The sequence below is a fragment of the Flavobacterium kochi genome (assembly GCF_048286715.1).
Classification (GTDB): Bacteria; Bacteroidota; Bacteroidia; order Flavobacteriales; family Flavobacteriaceae; genus Flavobacterium.
This window is the reverse complement of the sequence record NZ_JBLVPW010000030.1, coordinates 1-15797: the sequence shown is the minus strand read 5'-3', so window position 1 is coordinate 15797 and position 15797 is coordinate 1. Positions and strand designations below refer to the sequence as shown.

Here is a 15797-nt window from a genome sequence, read left to right as displayed (position 1 = left end):
ACTTATTTAAGCCACATTTCACCCGGCATTCCAATTTTTAAACTGCCATCATTTTTAACTTTGACTTTTACCGCATAAACGAGGTTGGCGCGCTCTTCTTTTGTTTGAATTATTTTTGGCGTAAACTCTGCCGATGAAGCAATCCAAGAAATAGTTCCAGCATAGGATTTCATGTCTTTTTGGGAATCTATTTTAACAGAAACGGCCTGTCCGACTTTTATTTGACCCAATTGGGTTTCACTCACATAGACACGCAATGTCATTTCTGAAATATCTGCGATTTTATAGAGCGGTTTACCAAAAGCGGTAATTTCATTTGGTTCCGCATATTTGGCTAAAACCGTTCCTTTTATTGGATTGATAATTTTGCTTTTCTGAATTTGGTCGTTGATTTTTTCAATTTGTACAGCAATGGCTTGCGCCTCATTCATGATGGGCGCGTTTTGCGTTCCTACGCTTTTTATCTGTTCATTCAGCACATTTACTTTTCCAATAATTTCATCAACTTGCCGTTGTGTCGCAGCGTTTTCGGCAAACATGTTTTGAATCCTTTTTTGTTCAATCAAAGTGGTTTTTAGTTGTTCTCTTAATACATTGGTTTGGGATAAAACATTTTTGGATTTTGAAAAGACGGTGTTTTTGGAAGCAATTAACTGCTTTTTATTAAAATACAATTGCGTAGTGTCAATCAATCCAACTTGGATATTTGGTTCGAGAACATCGCCTTCTTCTAATTTCAGAAAGTCAATTCTTCCATTGGCTTCTGCCGAGATCGTAATTTCGGTCGCTTCAAAATTCCCGTATCCATCCGCTTTTTCATTGTTTTTAGTACAAGAAATTAGACTTGTAAGGATTAAGAATGTGTATATTTTTTTCATATTTCTCCTTTACAGATTTATAAGTGATAAATTTTTAATGTTCATTTGTTTTGCAAACCATTTAAAATTAATTTTCAGTACCTTTATTAACCTGATAATTTGCTTTGGCCAAATCCAGCTGAATTTCATGTAATTTTTGATTGTTTTTTGCTTCGTATAAATTGGTCAGTTCTATTAAATATTCAGAAGAAGTAATGACGCCATTTCGTAATTGTGCATCTGATGATTTTAGAACATATTCTCTTAAATCAATGATTTCAGAATCAGTTCTGATAACTTCTTCTGTTTTTTTTATTTCGTTTTTCAGTTCCTGCAATTGTAAAGTGTTCTGGAGCAAAAACGTTTCTTTTTCGGTATTGACAATGTTTTCAGAGATCGAAAGTGCTTGTTTTTCTATTTTGGATTTGTTCCAGTCAATCAGATTCCAGTTGGCTTTTAATCCTACCATATAAAAAGTTTGAAATGAATTATTTAACATATTCAAGCCCGGATTTCCGTAACCTGCCTGCGCAAATGCATTTACTTTTGGCAAGTTACTTTTCGAAATCACTTCTTTTGAAACTTCAATTTGGTCGTTTTGCAAATCAAATAATTTTAATTCAGTACGATTATTGTTTTTTGTGAAATCAATAGAAATGCCTGGTTTTAACAAGGTGGTATTGCCATCCAGCGAAGAAAAAATCAGCGTGGATAAATTGTCCAAGTTTCTTTTTTTGTCAAATTGAATTTCGGTGAGTTGTTGTTTAATTTTCAAATTTTCGGCTTCCAGAACTTTCTCCGAAGCGGGAAGCATAGCGCCAAATTTCACCCCCGTTTTCACCTCTTTGATCTTGGCAATCAGTTGTTCTTGTTTCGAAATCAAAGTAGCTTTTCGTTCCTGCAATAACAGAATTGTGAAATAAAATTGATTGATTTTATTTTTAATTTGGTACAGATTGATTTCGACCTGTTGTTGTTGCGTTTTGGTTTGTGCGGCTTTGAGTTTGGTATTCGTATCAATGAGTGCGCCATTATACAGCAACTGATTTACATCCAATGTAGCCCGATACTGATCTTTGTTTAATGGAGTTACATTAGGCATAGCAATTGGTAATCCTGTTACATCCGATTGATAGGTCGCTTGAGCATTCAGGTCAATTTTTGGTAATTTTCCTTTATGGAGGGCATCAATTTCATAGGCTGATTTGTGTTGCAGCAATTCGGTCTGTTTTGCCAATGGATAATTTTTGTTTGCCAGCGCATAACAATCTTGCAACGAAACTATTTGTTGTGCATGTGCATGAAAAATGACTAATAAAAAAAAGGTGATTAGTATTCGTTTCATTTTTTTATCGAATTAATAATTTGTTTTGCGATGCTGGTTTTTCTTTCTTCCATCAACTCATTAAACTCTGAATCGGTTATTTGCAAGATTCCTTTGACCATCATTTGTGCGGCAAATGGAAAGACGGTCATCGAAAAAATATCCAATAGCAGTTGTTTTGGGTTAAGGGGTTTTATGATTCCTGTTGCAATCTCTTTTTCGATTTGCGAAATCAGCAGCTTAGGATTGGGTCTGTTTTCGTGATTTAGAAACGACATCACAAACTCCGGATTATTATTCATTTCCTGAATAACAAATGAAGGCAGATACGGATTGTCAATAACAAACGAAATGTAGCTGTGAGTGAATTTTTCTATTTTAGCAAAAACCATATCGTCAGAATTAAAAATAGCATTGATTTGCGGTGCTAATTGTCCAAAAGCATTCATGAAAACCGCCTTAAAAAGTAATTGCTTGTTTTTAAAACAGTAGTGCAGCATGGCTTTATTAATTCCGGCTTCATCTGCTATTTCCTGCATTCTGGCACCAGCAAACCCTTTTTTCTGAAATACGATTCTGGCAGCATTGAATATTTTTTCTTCGGTTGTCATTGTGATTTAACTATACGGTTTAACCATTTGGTTAACAAAGGTACCGAAAAAAAGTATCTCAAGATGAGATACTTAAATTTTTTTTAAAATTCTTTTACAAACCTGTTAAAGATTAATCCGCCGATCATATCTCCCCATAAAAAAAAGGCGCAAGGGTTTTGATGTTATGGCAGATGTTCCAGAAGAACAGCCCGACAAAAAATAGTAACGTTAACCCGCCAGGAATTTCACAACTATTGCTAATCCTGTTATGAGGATCGCTTTTCTGGTCATGGATTGCTTTTTTCTATAATAGTTTTAATTATTTGTTCTTTAGTCAGTACACCGGATTGTCTCCAGAGTTGTTTGCCGTTTTGAAATAAAATCATAGTTGGGACACCACGAACCTGATATTGACTCGAAATCTGTTGGTTTTTGTCCACGTCAATTTTGATAATAGAAACGCGGTCTCCTAAACTGTCCTTTACTTCTCTCAAAATGGGGCTAAGCATTTTGCATGGTCCACACCATGTTGCAAAAAAGTCTATTAAAACTGGTTTTTCTGATTTGATAATAGTATTGAAATTACTCATTTTTATTATATTTATTGTTTGGAATAGTGCAACCATGAGAACCGCAACCTAAATTAAAAATCACTTGAATGAAGAAAAATAACCCAAAGGCGATAAACATCCATTCTCGCAATACATAGGCTTGGGCAAATAAAAATAAGGCAAACGCTAAACGAATCCAACGTACAACATGCCAATTTGTAAACAACAATTCTTTCATTTTTTGAAAATTGTAAACCATGGTTCTAACTTATTTTTTTAATGGTATACTTTGCTTCATAAGAAACTGCATTTTGTAGTTCTTCAATTGCAATATCATTTTTACTGACAATTAGCACTTCAGCAAAATTACTGCTGATACTTACATTTAATATTCCATCTATTGCTGCAAACTTTTTTGTAACAGATTCCATGCAACCGCTGCAAGTCATTCCTTCAAATTCATAAAGAGTAACTTTGACCCTGTCGTTCTTTTGCAATTCGAAAAATAATTCCGAATCGGCTCTTGGTGCAATCGAATTTGGACATACTTCCATTTCTAAAAAGTTAAAAGCTGCTGCAAAAAGAATCTCGTATTCTGCTGCGCTTCCGCCAAAAGGAGGACTTACTTCAAATGTTCTATTGAATAATAGTCCTGCAAGCTTTCCTTCATCAGCTAAAAGTTGATGTGTTTTCCAAACGTATTTTTGACGTGTGGTAGGCGGCAGGGCACACAAAAAAGTCTGCTCAATAATCAAATCATATTTTCCCTGATGCTCAAAGAAATCACCTAATACAATTTGGATATTGAGATTGTTTTTGAACTTCTTTTTTAAATCAGCAACTGGTGTTGGTGCTATATCAATAACGGTGACGTTGGTAAAACCTTGTTCCAAAAGATATTCAGCTTCATAGCTGTTTCCACAACCAGGAATCAAAATAGCTATGTTTTTATTTTCTATTCTATCAATATAGGTTTGTAGGGGAGGCGAAACTTTGCCTAAATCCCAACCTGTGGTTTTGGCTTTGTATTGGGCTTCCCAATACGCTGCGTCAAGAGGTCTTTCACACGAAACGACACAACATTGTACTTCTTTCATTCTTTGTTTTTTTTGGTTGAAAATTTAAAAGGGGAATATAATGGGCAAAAACTAACAAAACTTGTAATCAATAAAATAATTGCGAATGCCCCTAAAATTAGGGCAAGAGTACCAGTAATTGTTTTGGTGGCATACAGTATAGCGATAGTTACTGCTCCAGCGATGCGAATGATTTTGTCTGCTGAACCCATGTTTTTTTTCATCGTTTAAATTTTCTTTGGTTATCAATTATTTCAAAACTTTACTTTGACAAACAAAATCTGTTTTTGGTAAATTTGTTTTAGCTATAGCATTAAAACCACCTTCTATTTCTGTGAAATTTCTAAAACCGCGCGCTTGTAATATGGAAGCTGCAATCATACTGCGATAGCCACCGGCACAATGCAAATAAAACTGTTCTTTTGGATTAATATCTTTGATCCAGTCATTAATAGTTGTTAAGGGCTTACTGAACGCTTCCTCAACGTGTTCGGCACAATATTCACTTTCTTTACGAATATCTATTACTTTGCTTTCGCCAATTTTTACTTCTTTGGCAAATTGTTCAGCTGTAATTCTATTTACGGTATCAATTTCTTTTCCCTCTTTTGCCCAGGCATTATAACCACCCTCCAGATGACCGATTAGGTTATCAAAACCGACACGACTCAAACGCGTAACGGTTTCTTCCTCTTTTCCTACTTCGGAAACCATTAGGATAGGTTGCTTTACATCAGCAATTAAAGCACCCACCCAAGGAGCAAAATCGCCATCGATTCCGATACTTATCGATTGAGGAATAAATCCTTTAGCAAAATCAGTGTTTTTTCGCGTGTCCAAAATCAGAGCTCCGGTTTCTTCTGCCGTGGCTTCAAATTCGGTTACCGATAAAACGCGCATTCCTAAGTGCAATACATTTTCAAAACTTTCATAACCCTTTTTATTCATAGCTACATTCATTCCAAAATAGGCTGGTGGTGGCAACAAACCGTCGGTTACCTCCTGAACAAATTCAGTCTCAGTCATGTCGGCTCTCAGCGCGTAATTAGTTGCTTTTTGATTTCCAATAGTGGAGACTGTTTCTTTACTCATATTTTTACCGCAAGCGCTTCCGGCACCGTGGGCCGGATATACAATTACATCGTCTGCCAGAGTCATTACTTTGTTTCTTAACGAATGATACAATAGCGCTGCTAGTTGTTCCTGAGTCATTTGCGCTGATTTTTGGGCTAAGTCCGGCCTTCCCACATCGCCGACAAACAAGGTGTCTCCCGAGAAAATAGCATAATCTTTACCATTTTCATCAATCAATAAAAAAGTAGTGCTTTCCATGGTATGCCCAGGTGTATGTAGCGCTTTTATTTTGATATTTCCAATAGTAAATAGTTGTCCGTCGGCTGCAGATACACATTCAAATTCACATTTTGCATTCGGACCATATACTATCGGAGCGCCAGTTGCTCTACTTAAATCAACATGTCCGGAAACGAAATCAGCATGAAAATGAGTTTCAAAAATGTATTTTAGTTGTACCTGATCGCGTTCCAGTCGGTCTAAATAAGGTTGGATTTCACGAAGAGGGTCTATTATAGCCGCTTCGCCATTTGAAGTAATGTAGTAAGCGCCTTGTGCTAGACAACCGGTATATATTTGTTCAATTTGCATGATTACAATTTTTTTTATTTTGCTATACAAAGGTACTTTTGTTTTTAAGAAAAATTGGTGACTAAAGTTACACAAGTTTTTTTGATTTTTTATAAAAAAACACCAATAGTATCCATTGTATTTCTATTTAAATTCTAATAAACATCAGCGAATAAAGTTTGTTTTTGCAAAAGAAATGTTACTTATAATGGGTAAATTTGCACACCTCTGATAAAATATATTTGAATGGAAGAAATGCTTTTTTACGACAGAATGCAATTTGCATTTACGATTACCTTTCACTACTTGTTTCCTCAATTGACAATGGGACTTTCCTTAATTATTATTTATTTTAAATGGAAGTTTTTACGCACGCAAAACGAACAGTACAATCAGGCAACCAAGTTTTGGATGAAAATATTTGCACTTAATTTTGCGATGGGTGTGGTAACAGGAATTCCGATGGAGTTTCAGTTTGGAACCAATTGGGCCAAGTTTTCTGAATTAACTGGAGGAATCATTGGACAAACTTTGGCCATGGAAGGCATGTTTTCTTTCTTTTTGGAATCGTCCTTCTTAGGGCTATTTTTATTTGGAGAAAAATTGCTCGGGCATAAATGGCATTTTGTCACCGGATTACTGATTTTTATTGGTTCCTGGGCCAGTGGGTTTTTAATCATTGCAACGCATTCGTGGATGCAATATCCAGTGGGCTATGAAATTATGGCCAATGGAAAATTTGTTTTGAATAACTTTTCAGCGCTATTCACAAATCCGTGGTTGTGGCCCTCTTATCTGCACAATCAGGCGGCTTCTATGGTAACTAGTTCTTTTGTTGTTGCAGGGATAGGTGCCTTTTATATTTTAAGTAAAAAGCAGCAGTATTTTGGAAAATTATTTGTAAAAACGGGAGTGATTTTTGGATTGGTTTCAAGCCTTATCGTTGCAGTTCCTACCGGAGATTTATTAGCCAAAAATGTCGTAAAGTATCAGCCTGTTACTTTTGCCGCTATGGAAGGGATTTTTGATACTGAAAAAAAGGGTTCGGAAATTGTTTTGATTGGTCAGCCTGATGTAAAAGATAAAAAATTAGACAATAAAATTGCCGTACCTAACATTTTGAGTTTTTTGACCTATGGCAACTGGCATAGCGAAATTAAAGGGTTAGATCAATTTAAAGAAGAAAATCATCCTACTAATATCTCAGGATTATATTACGCCTATCATATCATGGTGGGGCTTGGAACCGTTTTCATCGGATTAATGGCTTTTGCTGTTTTTCAGCTCATTCGAAAAAAACTATTCGAAACTAGATGGATTTTGTGGTCGTTGCTTTTTATGCTTCCATTTCCGTACATCGCGAATACAACAGGATGGTATACTGCGGAATTAGGAAGACAGCCTTGGTTAGTATATGATTTGTTACGTACTGCTGAAGGTGCTTCCCCAACAGTTTCCTCCGGGAATACATTGTTTACCTTGCTTGGATTTATAGGATTGTATCTCTTATTAGGAATGTTGTTTTTACTTTTGGTTGGCAAAATTATAAATAAAGGACCTCAAACAGAAAATATATAAATTATGGAATTCTTTTGGTATGTAGTTTTAATGGGAATTTTGGCCGTTTATATTGTACTGGACGGTTATGATTTCGGGGCGGGAATTATTCATTTGTTTTTTGCTAAAACGGAGAAAGATAAAAAAGCAATAACCAGCGCAATTGGTCCTTTTTGGGATGCAAACGAAGTATGGTTAATTGCTGCCGGTGGGGTTTTGTTTTTCGCTTTTCCTACTTTGTATGCCTCTTCTTTCAGTGGTTTTTATTTGCCTCTGATGATGATTTTATGGTTGCTTATCTTTAGAGCAGTAGGTTTGGAATTGCGTGGTCAGATTCATCATCCTATGTGGGAAGTGATTTGGGATAAAGCTTTTGGGATCGCCAGTTTATTATTATCCATATTTTTTGGAGTGGCTTTGGGGAACATTGTCCGAGGTGTAAATTTGGGCATGGTTGAAAAAGGTATTTCAACTCAGGAAGCGCATTTTTTCTTTTTGCCTTTGTGGAACCCGACTTTTAGTCCAAAAGCGGATCAGTTAGGAATTATAGATTGGTTTACGTTATTTTTAGGAGTGGTTAGTGCAGTTACGCTTACAATTCATGGTGCCAATTGGATTATTTATAAAACGAATTCCTCTTTGAATGCGAAATTAAAAGAGGTGGTTTTTAAACTTAATTTTGTGTTATTGGGATTGGTAATTATTTCACTATTAATTTGGCACAGAATCGAACCAAAACCGTTTCACAACTTTGTTGAAAATCCTTTTCTTTGGGTATTTCCGGTGATTGCATTTATTGGCATTTTTGGCTTGTTTAAAGTAAAAACATTTAAAAAAGAAGGACTTGGATTTTTATTTTCAAGTATGTTTCTTGTGGGTGGATTTGCCGCAACGACGGCTTCTATTTTTCCGAATGTCCTGCCTTCAACCAATACCGTGAATCCTTCGCTAACTATTTATAATACTGCTGCTGACGAATATGGATTAGAGGCGGGAATGAGTTGGTTTTTTATAGCTTTAGCTTTAGTTATAGTGTACTTTATAATTCAGTATAAAGTTTTTAGCGGTAAAATGGATGACATCGGCTATGGTGAACATTAAAAATTATATTCAAATGATAAAAACAAAAAAGTACTCAAAATTTGAGTGCTTTTTTGTTTTTAATGAAAGAAAATCTCTTTAGTAATAATGTAAATTCCCATGACCAGTACAAACCAGCCAAAGATTGGTTTTAGTTTACCTCCGTCAATTTTTTTTGAAAGCTTGGTTCCGATAATCATTCCTAAAAAAGCGATGGCTGAAATCCCCAGTAAAAAAGGATATTTTATAGGGGTGCCAATATATAAATCGCCGCCAAAGCCAATTGTGGAGTTTATAAAAATAATAAGTAAGGACGTACCAACGGCTTGTTTCATTGGCAAATTAGCAAAAAATAATAAGGCAGGGATGATTAAAAATCCACCGCCGGCGCCTAAAAAACCAGTTACAATTCCAACTATAAATCCGATTATTCCCAGTTGTATGTAATTTGTTTTTGCAGTAGCCGTTACTGGTTTTGTTTTGCCTATCATTGCTATGGCTGCCGCCATCATCAATACTGAAAAAATAATCATGATCAGAAAACTTTTTGATACCTGATAGGAGGCAATGGAGAATAGTGTTGCCGCTATTTTTGGAAAAATAACTTCCCGAATTATCAAAATGGAAAAGACTGATGGAATAGCAAAGTATAATGCTGATTTAATTTTAAGATTTCCCATTTTGTAATGGCCAATACATCCGAATAAAGCAGTGATTCCAACTATAAACAACGAATAACTGGTGGCTAATTCAGGATCTATCTTAAATAAGTAGACTAAAATGGGTATGGTTAGAATTGATCCGCCACCTCCTATTAAACCCAATGAAAGTCCTATGATAATTGAAGCGAAATAGCCTAAATATTCCATTTTAAAAATTTTACTGCAAAGGTCGTTTGTAAATTCTTTACAAAAGGTAACATTTATCACATTGAGAAGCTTTATTTCAAAAGCTCGATGTTATTGCGCTGTAAGTTTACCAATCCTCGTTGTTCCATTTTTTTTAGTAAACGGGAAATGACTTCTCTTGATGTATTCAATTCGGATGCAATTTCCTGATGGGATAGTTTCAAATCTTTACAACGACAAGCGTCGGCATGCCGCTTTAGATAGAATTCCAAGCGCTCATCCATTGCTCTAAAAGCGACACTGTCAATAACTTCCAGCACTTCTTCAAATCGACTGCGGTAAGTGCCAATTACAAATTCATACCAGCTGCGGTGCTGCATCATCCATTTATCCATAAGAGGTAAAGGAATCATTATCAATTCAACATCCTCAACAACTTTGGCCATTATTTGGCTTTTTTCATTCTTGGTGGCGCAGATCATAGAAATAGCACAGGCTTGTCCAGGTTGCAGATAATACATGAAAAATTCACCTCCATTTTCATCTTCTCGGTAAATCTTAACTTTACCACTGGTAACTAAAGCTGTGTTTTTTATGTATTGCCCTGTTCGCATAATGACATCACCAACTTTGAAGGATTGAATAGTGGCATTAGCAGCAATATCTTTGACTAATTCAGTAGTAAATGAAGGGAATATTTTCTTTATTGGATCAAACATTTTGGAATTATTTTAAATTTTAACAACAGCTATACTGTAAAAGTAGTATAAAAACTCAAAAGATTATTGGAATTATACTATAGGAAAAACAGATCGGCTGCTGCATCATTGCGGATTGTTCTTTATGCATTTCCGATGGATTTAATAGGCTATTTTTCGCAAAAATAAACGTTTAATTTATAGTTTATTGATAGTTAATGTTTTGCGAAAACGTTTTCTTTAGAATTTTATCTAATTAACAATTGAGAGGTTTATTGTTTGGTAAAATCTTTGTATTTTTACAAAAAACAATACTATGAATTTAACACAAGAAGATTGGGTTTCTCAATTCGAAGCTGATGAAAATGCAGTAATACTTGACGTGAGAACAGAAGACGAATGCAATGAAGGAATTATAGCTAATTCCATAAATATTGATATTCACATGGGGCAAGGTTTTATAGACCAATTAGAAGCTTTAGACAAAAGTAAAAATTATTATGTGTATTGCCGTTCCGGAATGAGAAGTGCAAAAGCGTGTGAAATCATGAACGAACTGGGTTTTGAAAATGCCTACAACTTAGTGGGAGGAATTATAGCATGGAATGGCGATATCGTTTAACCATAAAACGATACTTGAAGGCACCACTTTTTATTAAATTTTAAATTAAAATACAACCAACCTATAATGAGTTTTATACCAGAAGAATTTCAAATTAATACGTTACTAAATCAGGATACTTATTTAATTAATGGTGAACTAAAAAAATGGACTGGTCAAACCACTCCGGTTTTTTCTACGATTTCATCTACCGAAAAATACGAACCTACTATATTGGGTTCTATTCCTTTTATGGGAGAAGCAGAGGCTTTAGATGCTGTTGAGGCGGCATCTGCAGCATACAATAACGGACAAGGTCTATGGCCTACAATGAAAGTTGTGGATCGTATTAAATGCATGGAAGATTTTGTTTCTCAAATGAAAACGACTCGAAAAGAGGTTGTTAAACTTTTGATGTGGGAAATTGGAAAATCATTGGGTGATTCTGAAAAAGAATTTGACAGAACGGTAGAGTACATCTATGATACTATAGAAAGTTACAAGGAATTAAACGCCCGTAGCGCGCATTTTTCTAAAGTTCAAGGGATAAATGCCATGGTTCGTAGAGGACCACTTGGTGTTGTATTGTGCTTAGGACCATACAATTATCCGTTGAATGAAACTTTTTCATTGCTTATTCCAGCTTTAATTATGGGAAATCCTGTAATTTTTAAACCCGCTAAACACGGCGTTTTATTAATTTCCCCTTTATTGGAAGCTTTCAGAAGCAGTTTCCCAAAAGGAGCAATCAATATTGTATACGGTAGAGGACGTGAAGTAGCTTCACCTATCATGAAATCTGGAAAAGTTGATATTTTGGCTTTGATAGGAAACAGTAAATCAGCCATTGCTTTGCAGGATCAGCATCCAAACAAAAACAGATTGCGTTTGGTATTGGGTTTAGAAGCAAAAAATCCTGCGATAATCCTTCCGGATGCCGATTTAGATTTGGCGATCCAGGAATGCATAGCGGGATCTTTATCTTTCAACGGACAACGTTGTACTGCTTTGAAAATCTTATACGTGCATGAATCAATAGCAGACGAATTTAATAAACGATTTGCAGCCAAAGTTGATGCGTTAATTTTTGGTAATCCTTGGGACAAATCAGTATTTCTTACTCCTTTACCAGAAAAAGACAAGCCTTGTTATATCCAGGAATTAATAGATGACGCTACAGCTAAAGGCGCAAAAGTTATTAATGCAAAAGGAGGAGAGCAGACTGATAACTATATATTTCCGGCAGTTTTATTTCCTATAAGCAAGGAAATGCGCGTGTATCATGAAGAGCAGTTTGGTCCGGTTGTTCCTATTATTTCTTTCAAAGATATTCAAGAACCATTGAATGATATGGCTGAGTCTAATTATGGACAACAGGTAAGTTTGTTTGGAAAAGACATCAAAACGATTGCGCCGCTTATCGATACTTTAGTAAATTTAGTTTGTAGAGTAAACTTAAATAGTTCATGTCAAAGAGGACCTGATGTTTTTCCATTTACAGGAAGAAAAGATTCAGCTGTGGGAACTTTGAGTATTCACGATGCATTGCGTTCGTTCTCGATTAGAACCTTTGTAGCTTCTAAAGACAATGAATATAACAATGCCATTTTACAAGAGTTATTAAACAGTAAAGAATCCAATTTCATTAATACGGATTATATATTGTAAGTATTAAATAGTACAACTGAAGCCGTCCCGTTTTTTTCGAGACGGCTTTTTTTATGAGATTCGGGTATCGAATTCGGTTTTTATTTAGTGAAAGTTAAATAATGGGTTCTGTTTTAAATAATAACAAAAATGGCATGACCAGACATCAATTTTTTTATTTCTAAAAGTTTTTGTTACAAAAAAGAAGCTATTGCTACTAATGTTCCATTAGTATTTATATTATTTCTAAAAAATCTTTATGAAAAAAAAATCACTTTTATTAGTTTTGTTTACCGTCGTAATTTTTGGACTCAATAGTTTCGCACAAGAACTGTATGTTCCCAGAAATATAAAAGAAGCGTATTTAAAAGGCAGCCGTTCCAAAGACGGAAAACCAGGGAAAAATTATTGGCAAAATCATGGGAAATATGCTATGGAAATTACGGTAAATCCAGACACAAAAATGGTGAGCGGAACCGAAAGTATAGCATATGAAAATAATAGCAAGGATACCTTGAAGGTATTAGTTATTCGTTTTGTAAACAACCTGCATAAACCAACTGCGCCAAGAAGCGGAGGCGTAAGTGCTGATTTTTTATCTGAGGGATTGACTATAACTTCTTTCAAAATTAATGGGGAAGCATATAGTGAAAATGCTAAAAATTGGGGTACCGTTGGTACTGTTAAGCTCAAAAAACCATTGCTGCCGAATACCAAAGCTACTTTAGATATTGACTGGTATTACCCTTTGTCTAAAGAAAGCGGTCGTGAAGGTCAAATTGACAATACTACTTTTTTTGTAGCATACAGTTATCCGAGAGTTTCCGTTTATGATGATTATAATGGCTGGGACAAATTGCCACATACAGATGGTCAGGAATTTTATAATGATTTTAATGACTACACTTTTTCTATAAAAGCGCCCAAAAATTATGTGGTCTATGCCACGGGTGATTTTCTAAATCCAGACGATGTTTTACAAACAGAATTTTCGGCTCGATTGAAAAAATCCTACACTTCTGATACGGTTATCCATATTGCAAATGAGCAGGAAATGAAAGAGGGAAAAGTAACTTTACAAAACGATTGGAATACTTGGAAATTTGAGGCAAATGCAATTTCGGACGTGTGTTTTGGTTTAAGCAACCATTATTTATGGGATGCAGGAAGTGTTGTTGTAGACAATAAAACCAATCGTCGTGTGAGTACACAAGCGGCTTACGACATAAAGGGCACTGATTTTATCAGTTCGGTAAAAAATAACAATTACGCATTGGCCTGGTTTTCTAATAACTGGCCCGGAGTACCCTATCCATTTTCTAAAATGACAGCTTTTCAAGGTTTTGCTGATATGGAGTTCCCAATGATAGTGAATGATTCGCAAACGGGCGATCCTGTTTTTGCACAATTGGTGCAAGACCACGAAATCGCTCATACCTATTTTCCTTTTTATATGGGCATCAATGAAACCCGTTATGCTTTTATGGACGAAGGCTGGGCCACGACATTGGAATATTTGATTGGAATTGCAGAACATGGAAAAGAAGCCGCTGATAAATTTTATAAAGAATTTAGAGTAAATCGCTACATAAATGATAGATCAGCCGAAGAAGATCAGCCTATAATTTCCATGTCAACACAAGTCTCAGGACCGGGGTACGGTAATAATTCATATGGCAAAGCATCGCTCTCTTATCTGGCTTTGAAAGATTTACTTGGAGATCATTTATTCAAAAAAGCATTGCACACATATATGGACGATTGGAATGGCAAACACCCTATTCCTTGGGATTATTTTAATGCTATGAGTAACAGTACGGGTGAAAACTTGAATTGGTTTTTCAACAATTGGTTTTTCAGTAATAATTACATTGATCTGGTTGTTGCGAATGTAAATTCGACTGCCTCCAAAAATTCTATTTTTATTAAAAATGAAGGTGGTTTCGCTATTCCTTTTGATGTGAATATTGTTTATGTTGACGGTACTAAAGAAACAGTACATAAGACGCCGGCCGTTTGGGCAACCAACCAAAAAATGGCAACAGTGACTTTGAAAGGAGCAAAAAAAATAAAATCAGTAACACTTGATGGCGGAATTTTTATGGATGCTACGCCATCCGATAATAGTTGGAGCAATAAATAATTGGAATTCTTTAAGTCACGATCGATTTATTTAAATTGAATTTTCAAATGCGGAAAAGCCGTCTCGTTTAGGATAACGAGCCGGCTTTTTTATGGATTCGAATACAGGTAAAATGCAAGCAAAAAAGAGTCAAAAAAACAGGCTATTTTTTTACCTTATTTAGATCAAAACGATAGATGGCTTCCATCTTAAAAACGATCGTGTTTGATTTGTCGTCAAATAATTTTGTACGGTTATCACCAAATTTTAACGCTAGAATTTGTAGATCAAGCTTTTGGTCCATTGGATATATACTGAACTGGTTTAAAGAGTATCCCACTTTTAGACGTAAAAGAATTTTTTTGTCGAATATACTTTGTTGTAAATAAGAAAAGAAATCGATAGACTTATTTTCGACATAATTGGAACGAATGTTATCTGTTGTCAGTTTATAACTGTTTCCATGACCCAGAAAATCAACCCCTATTTTTGTTTTATCCGTTAAACTATAATTTAAATCGCCGTCATTTGGTAAAAATAAATTCAGTTCCAAACGTTTATCCGGACTATGATAATAAAAACCAATAATGGGAGTCATAGATAGACCAAAAGCTTCACTACTACCATAAAGTCCAAAACTATAGCCAAAATTTTCGTTTCTTTTATATTTTAATAAAGCTAATGCACCCAAATAAAAATCTTCACTACTTAAATGTATGTAATCGGATGAGGCTTTTGGAAGGAAAAGATATATTCCACTCCAGTGCTCTGAATGGTTAATTCTTAGCCCGGCTCTTAAAGTTGTTGAATATAAATGATTGTTATTAGAATCAGGAAATAATTGTAAACTGTAACTGTTGAAATTTATCCCAGAGACAACAGTGTATTTTTCATTTAAAACAACTGGTAAAGTAAGATTCGTTTGAAATGTGGATATGGTGGTATTAAAAGATGAATTTTCAAAGGTAGTTTTTTGAGATTTTCCATAGTTTACGGAAAACAGATCTATATATTCTTGAGCATTACATAAAAAAGGCAATATCAAAAATAACAATTGTATTATTTTTTTTTTCATATGTGTTTTATGTTATTTTTTTAAATTTGACACCAATATTTACCTACCAAAGTTTCCTTTAGATGCTTAACTTCGGAATGTAATTTTTGCCAAATTGCGGTCTTTTTTTAGATTAACGTGTTGT

The 15797-nt window shown here is 35.0% G+C and carries 16 protein-coding genes; 5 read left to right on the top strand and 11 right to left on the bottom strand.

All coding sequences use genetic code 11. The annotated features are described in order from the left end of the window. Positions 1-2 precede the first annotated feature (2 nt). The 8 genes from ACNQGH_RS19055 to ACNQGH_RS19020 form a co-directional block, all read right to left on the bottom strand. Positions 3-878: an HlyD family secretion protein gene (locus ACNQGH_RS19055; RefSeq protein ID WP_417957612.1), complete on the bottom strand. Its 876-nt coding sequence runs from the start codon at positions 876-878 to the stop codon at positions 3-5. A gap of 67 nt (positions 879-945) precedes the next feature. Continuing rightward, a complete protein-coding gene (locus tag ACNQGH_RS19050) occupies positions 946-2202 on the bottom strand; it encodes a TolC family protein (RefSeq protein ID WP_417957611.1) in 1257 nt (418 codons plus the stop codon). Next, positions 2199-2792, bottom strand: a complete 594-nt coding sequence (locus tag ACNQGH_RS19045) for a TetR/AcrR family transcriptional regulator (RefSeq protein WP_417957610.1) — start codon at positions 2790-2792, stop codon at positions 2199-2201. The genes ACNQGH_RS19050 and ACNQGH_RS19045 overlap by 4 nt, the downstream gene beginning before the upstream one ends. A 269-nt stretch (positions 2793-3061) precedes the next feature. Continuing rightward, positions 3062-3364: a thioredoxin gene (trxA, locus tag ACNQGH_RS19040; RefSeq protein WP_417957609.1), complete on the bottom strand. Its 303-nt coding sequence runs from the start codon at positions 3362-3364 to the stop codon at positions 3062-3064. Next, entirely contained in the window at positions 3357-3563 is a 207-nt protein-coding gene (locus ACNQGH_RS19035) for a hypothetical protein (protein ID WP_417957608.1), read from the bottom strand. The genes trxA and ACNQGH_RS19035 overlap by 8 nt, the downstream gene beginning before the upstream one ends. Positions 3564-3588: 25 nt before the next feature. Beyond that, complete coding sequence (locus ACNQGH_RS19030) at positions 3589-4422, bottom strand: methyltransferase domain-containing protein (protein WP_417957607.1); 834 nt, start codon at positions 4420-4422, stop codon at positions 3589-3591. Further along, the gene (locus ACNQGH_RS19025; RefSeq protein ID WP_417957606.1) at positions 4419-4625 is read right to left on the bottom strand and encodes a YgaP family membrane protein; all 207 of its coding nucleotides are present in this window, start codon (positions 4623-4625) and stop codon (positions 4419-4421) included. Before ACNQGH_RS19025 ends, ACNQGH_RS19030 begins: the two co-directional genes overlap by 4 nt. 25 nt (positions 4626-4650) lie before the next feature. Then, positions 4651-6066: an MBL fold metallo-hydrolase gene (locus ACNQGH_RS19020; RefSeq protein ID WP_417957605.1), complete on the bottom strand. Its 1416-nt coding sequence runs from the start codon at positions 6064-6066 to the stop codon at positions 4651-4653. Positions 6067-6291: 225 nt separating this feature from the next. Here ACNQGH_RS19020 and ACNQGH_RS19015 point away from each other — a divergent pair, with 225 nt between their 5' ends. Beyond that, positions 6292-7623 carry a cytochrome ubiquinol oxidase subunit I gene (locus ACNQGH_RS19015; RefSeq protein ID WP_417957604.1) on the top strand — a complete coding sequence of 444 codons (1332 nt, stop codon included), beginning with the start codon at positions 6292-6294 and terminating at the stop codon, positions 7621-7623. A gap of 3 nt (positions 7624-7626) precedes the next feature. After that, a complete protein-coding gene (cydB, locus tag ACNQGH_RS19010) occupies positions 7627-8703 on the top strand; it encodes a cytochrome d ubiquinol oxidase subunit II (RefSeq protein WP_417957603.1) in 1077 nt (358 codons plus the stop codon). A 59-nt stretch (positions 8704-8762) separates the two neighbouring features. Here cydB and ACNQGH_RS19005 read toward each other — a convergent pair whose 3' ends face one another. Together ACNQGH_RS19005 and ACNQGH_RS19000 are read right to left on the bottom strand one after the other, a co-directional pair. Then, complete coding sequence (locus ACNQGH_RS19005; protein ID WP_417957602.1) at positions 8763-9551, bottom strand: sulfite exporter TauE/SafE family protein; 789 nt, start codon at positions 9549-9551, stop codon at positions 8763-8765. Between the two features lie 71 nt (positions 9552-9622). Then, positions 9623-10249 (bottom strand): Crp/Fnr family transcriptional regulator, encoded by a 627-nt coding sequence (locus ACNQGH_RS19000; RefSeq protein ID WP_417957601.1) that lies wholly within the window; start codon positions 10247-10249, stop codon positions 9623-9625. Between the two features lie 295 nt (positions 10250-10544). Between ACNQGH_RS19000 and ACNQGH_RS18995 the strand changes: the two genes are divergently transcribed. The 3 genes from ACNQGH_RS18995 (at position 10545) to ACNQGH_RS18985 (ending at position 14619) form a co-directional block, all read left to right on the top strand. Next, positions 10545-10850 carry a rhodanese-like domain-containing protein gene (locus tag ACNQGH_RS18995; protein ID WP_417957600.1) on the top strand — a complete coding sequence of 102 codons (306 nt, stop codon included), beginning with the start codon at positions 10545-10547 and terminating at the stop codon, positions 10848-10850. A gap of 66 nt (positions 10851-10916) precedes the next feature. Beyond that, positions 10917-12497: an NADP-dependent glyceraldehyde-3-phosphate dehydrogenase gene (locus ACNQGH_RS18990; protein WP_417957599.1), complete on the top strand. Its 1581-nt coding sequence runs from the start codon at positions 10917-10919 to the stop codon at positions 12495-12497. A 238-nt stretch (positions 12498-12735) separates the two neighbouring features. Further along, the gene (locus ACNQGH_RS18985; RefSeq protein WP_417957598.1) at positions 12736-14619 is read left to right on the top strand and encodes a M1 family metallopeptidase; all 1884 of its coding nucleotides are present in this window, start codon (positions 12736-12738) and stop codon (positions 14617-14619) included. A gap of 142 nt (positions 14620-14761) precedes the next feature. Here the strand turns inward: ACNQGH_RS18985 and ACNQGH_RS18980 are convergent, their stop codons facing one another. Further along, positions 14762-15673, bottom strand: coding sequence for a DUF6268 family outer membrane beta-barrel protein (locus tag ACNQGH_RS18980; RefSeq protein ID WP_417957597.1), 912 nt, complete (start codon positions 15671-15673; stop codon positions 14762-14764). Positions 15674-15797 lie beyond the last annotated feature (124 nt).

Bases quoted from the DNA above. Each gene is read 5' to 3' on its own strand.
- ACNQGH_RS19055 (WP_417957612.1), bottom strand. From the start codon at position 878: ATGAAAAAAATATACACATTCTTAATCCTTACAAGTCTAATTTCTTGT.
- ACNQGH_RS19050 (WP_417957611.1), bottom strand. From the start codon at position 2,202: ATGAAACGAATACTAATCACCTTTTTTTTATTAGTCATTTTTCATGCA.
- ACNQGH_RS19045 (WP_417957610.1), bottom strand. From the start codon at position 2,792: ATGACAACCGAAGAAAAAATATTCAATGCTGCCAGAATCGTATTTCAG.
- trxA (WP_417957609.1), bottom strand. From the start codon at position 3,364: ATGAGTAATTTCAATACTATTATCAAATCAGAAAAACCAGTTTTAATA.
- ACNQGH_RS19035 (WP_417957608.1), bottom strand. From the start codon at position 3,563: ATGAAAGAATTGTTGTTTACAAATTGGCATGTTGTACGTTGGATTCGT.
- ACNQGH_RS19030 (WP_417957607.1), bottom strand. From the start codon at position 4,422: ATGAAAGAAGTACAATGTTGTGTCGTTTCGTGTGAAAGACCTCTTGAC.
- ACNQGH_RS19025 (WP_417957606.1), bottom strand. From the start codon at position 4,625: ATGAAAAAAAACATGGGTTCAGCAGACAAAATCATTCGCATCGCTGGA.
- ACNQGH_RS19020 (WP_417957605.1), bottom strand. From the start codon at position 6,066: ATGCAAATTGAACAAATATATACCGGTTGTCTAGCACAAGGCGCTTAC.
- ACNQGH_RS19015 (WP_417957604.1), top strand. From the start codon at position 6,292: ATGGAAGAAATGCTTTTTTACGACAGAATGCAATTTGCATTTACGATT.
- cydB (WP_417957603.1), top strand. From the start codon at position 7,627: ATGGAATTCTTTTGGTATGTAGTTTTAATGGGAATTTTGGCCGTTTAT.
- ACNQGH_RS19005 (WP_417957602.1), bottom strand. From the start codon at position 9,551: ATGGAATATTTAGGCTATTTCGCTTCAATTATCATAGGACTTTCATTG.
- ACNQGH_RS19000 (WP_417957601.1), bottom strand. From the start codon at position 10,249: ATGTTTGATCCAATAAAGAAAATATTCCCTTCATTTACTACTGAATTA.
- ACNQGH_RS18995 (WP_417957600.1), top strand. From the start codon at position 10,545: ATGAATTTAACACAAGAAGATTGGGTTTCTCAATTCGAAGCTGATGAA.
- ACNQGH_RS18990 (WP_417957599.1), top strand. From the start codon at position 10,917: ATGAGTTTTATACCAGAAGAATTTCAAATTAATACGTTACTAAATCAG.
- ACNQGH_RS18985 (WP_417957598.1), top strand. From the start codon at position 12,736: ATGAAAAAAAAATCACTTTTATTAGTTTTGTTTACCGTCGTAATTTTT.
- ACNQGH_RS18980 (WP_417957597.1), bottom strand. From the start codon at position 15,673: ATGAAAAAAAAAATAATACAATTGTTATTTTTGATATTGCCTTTTTTA.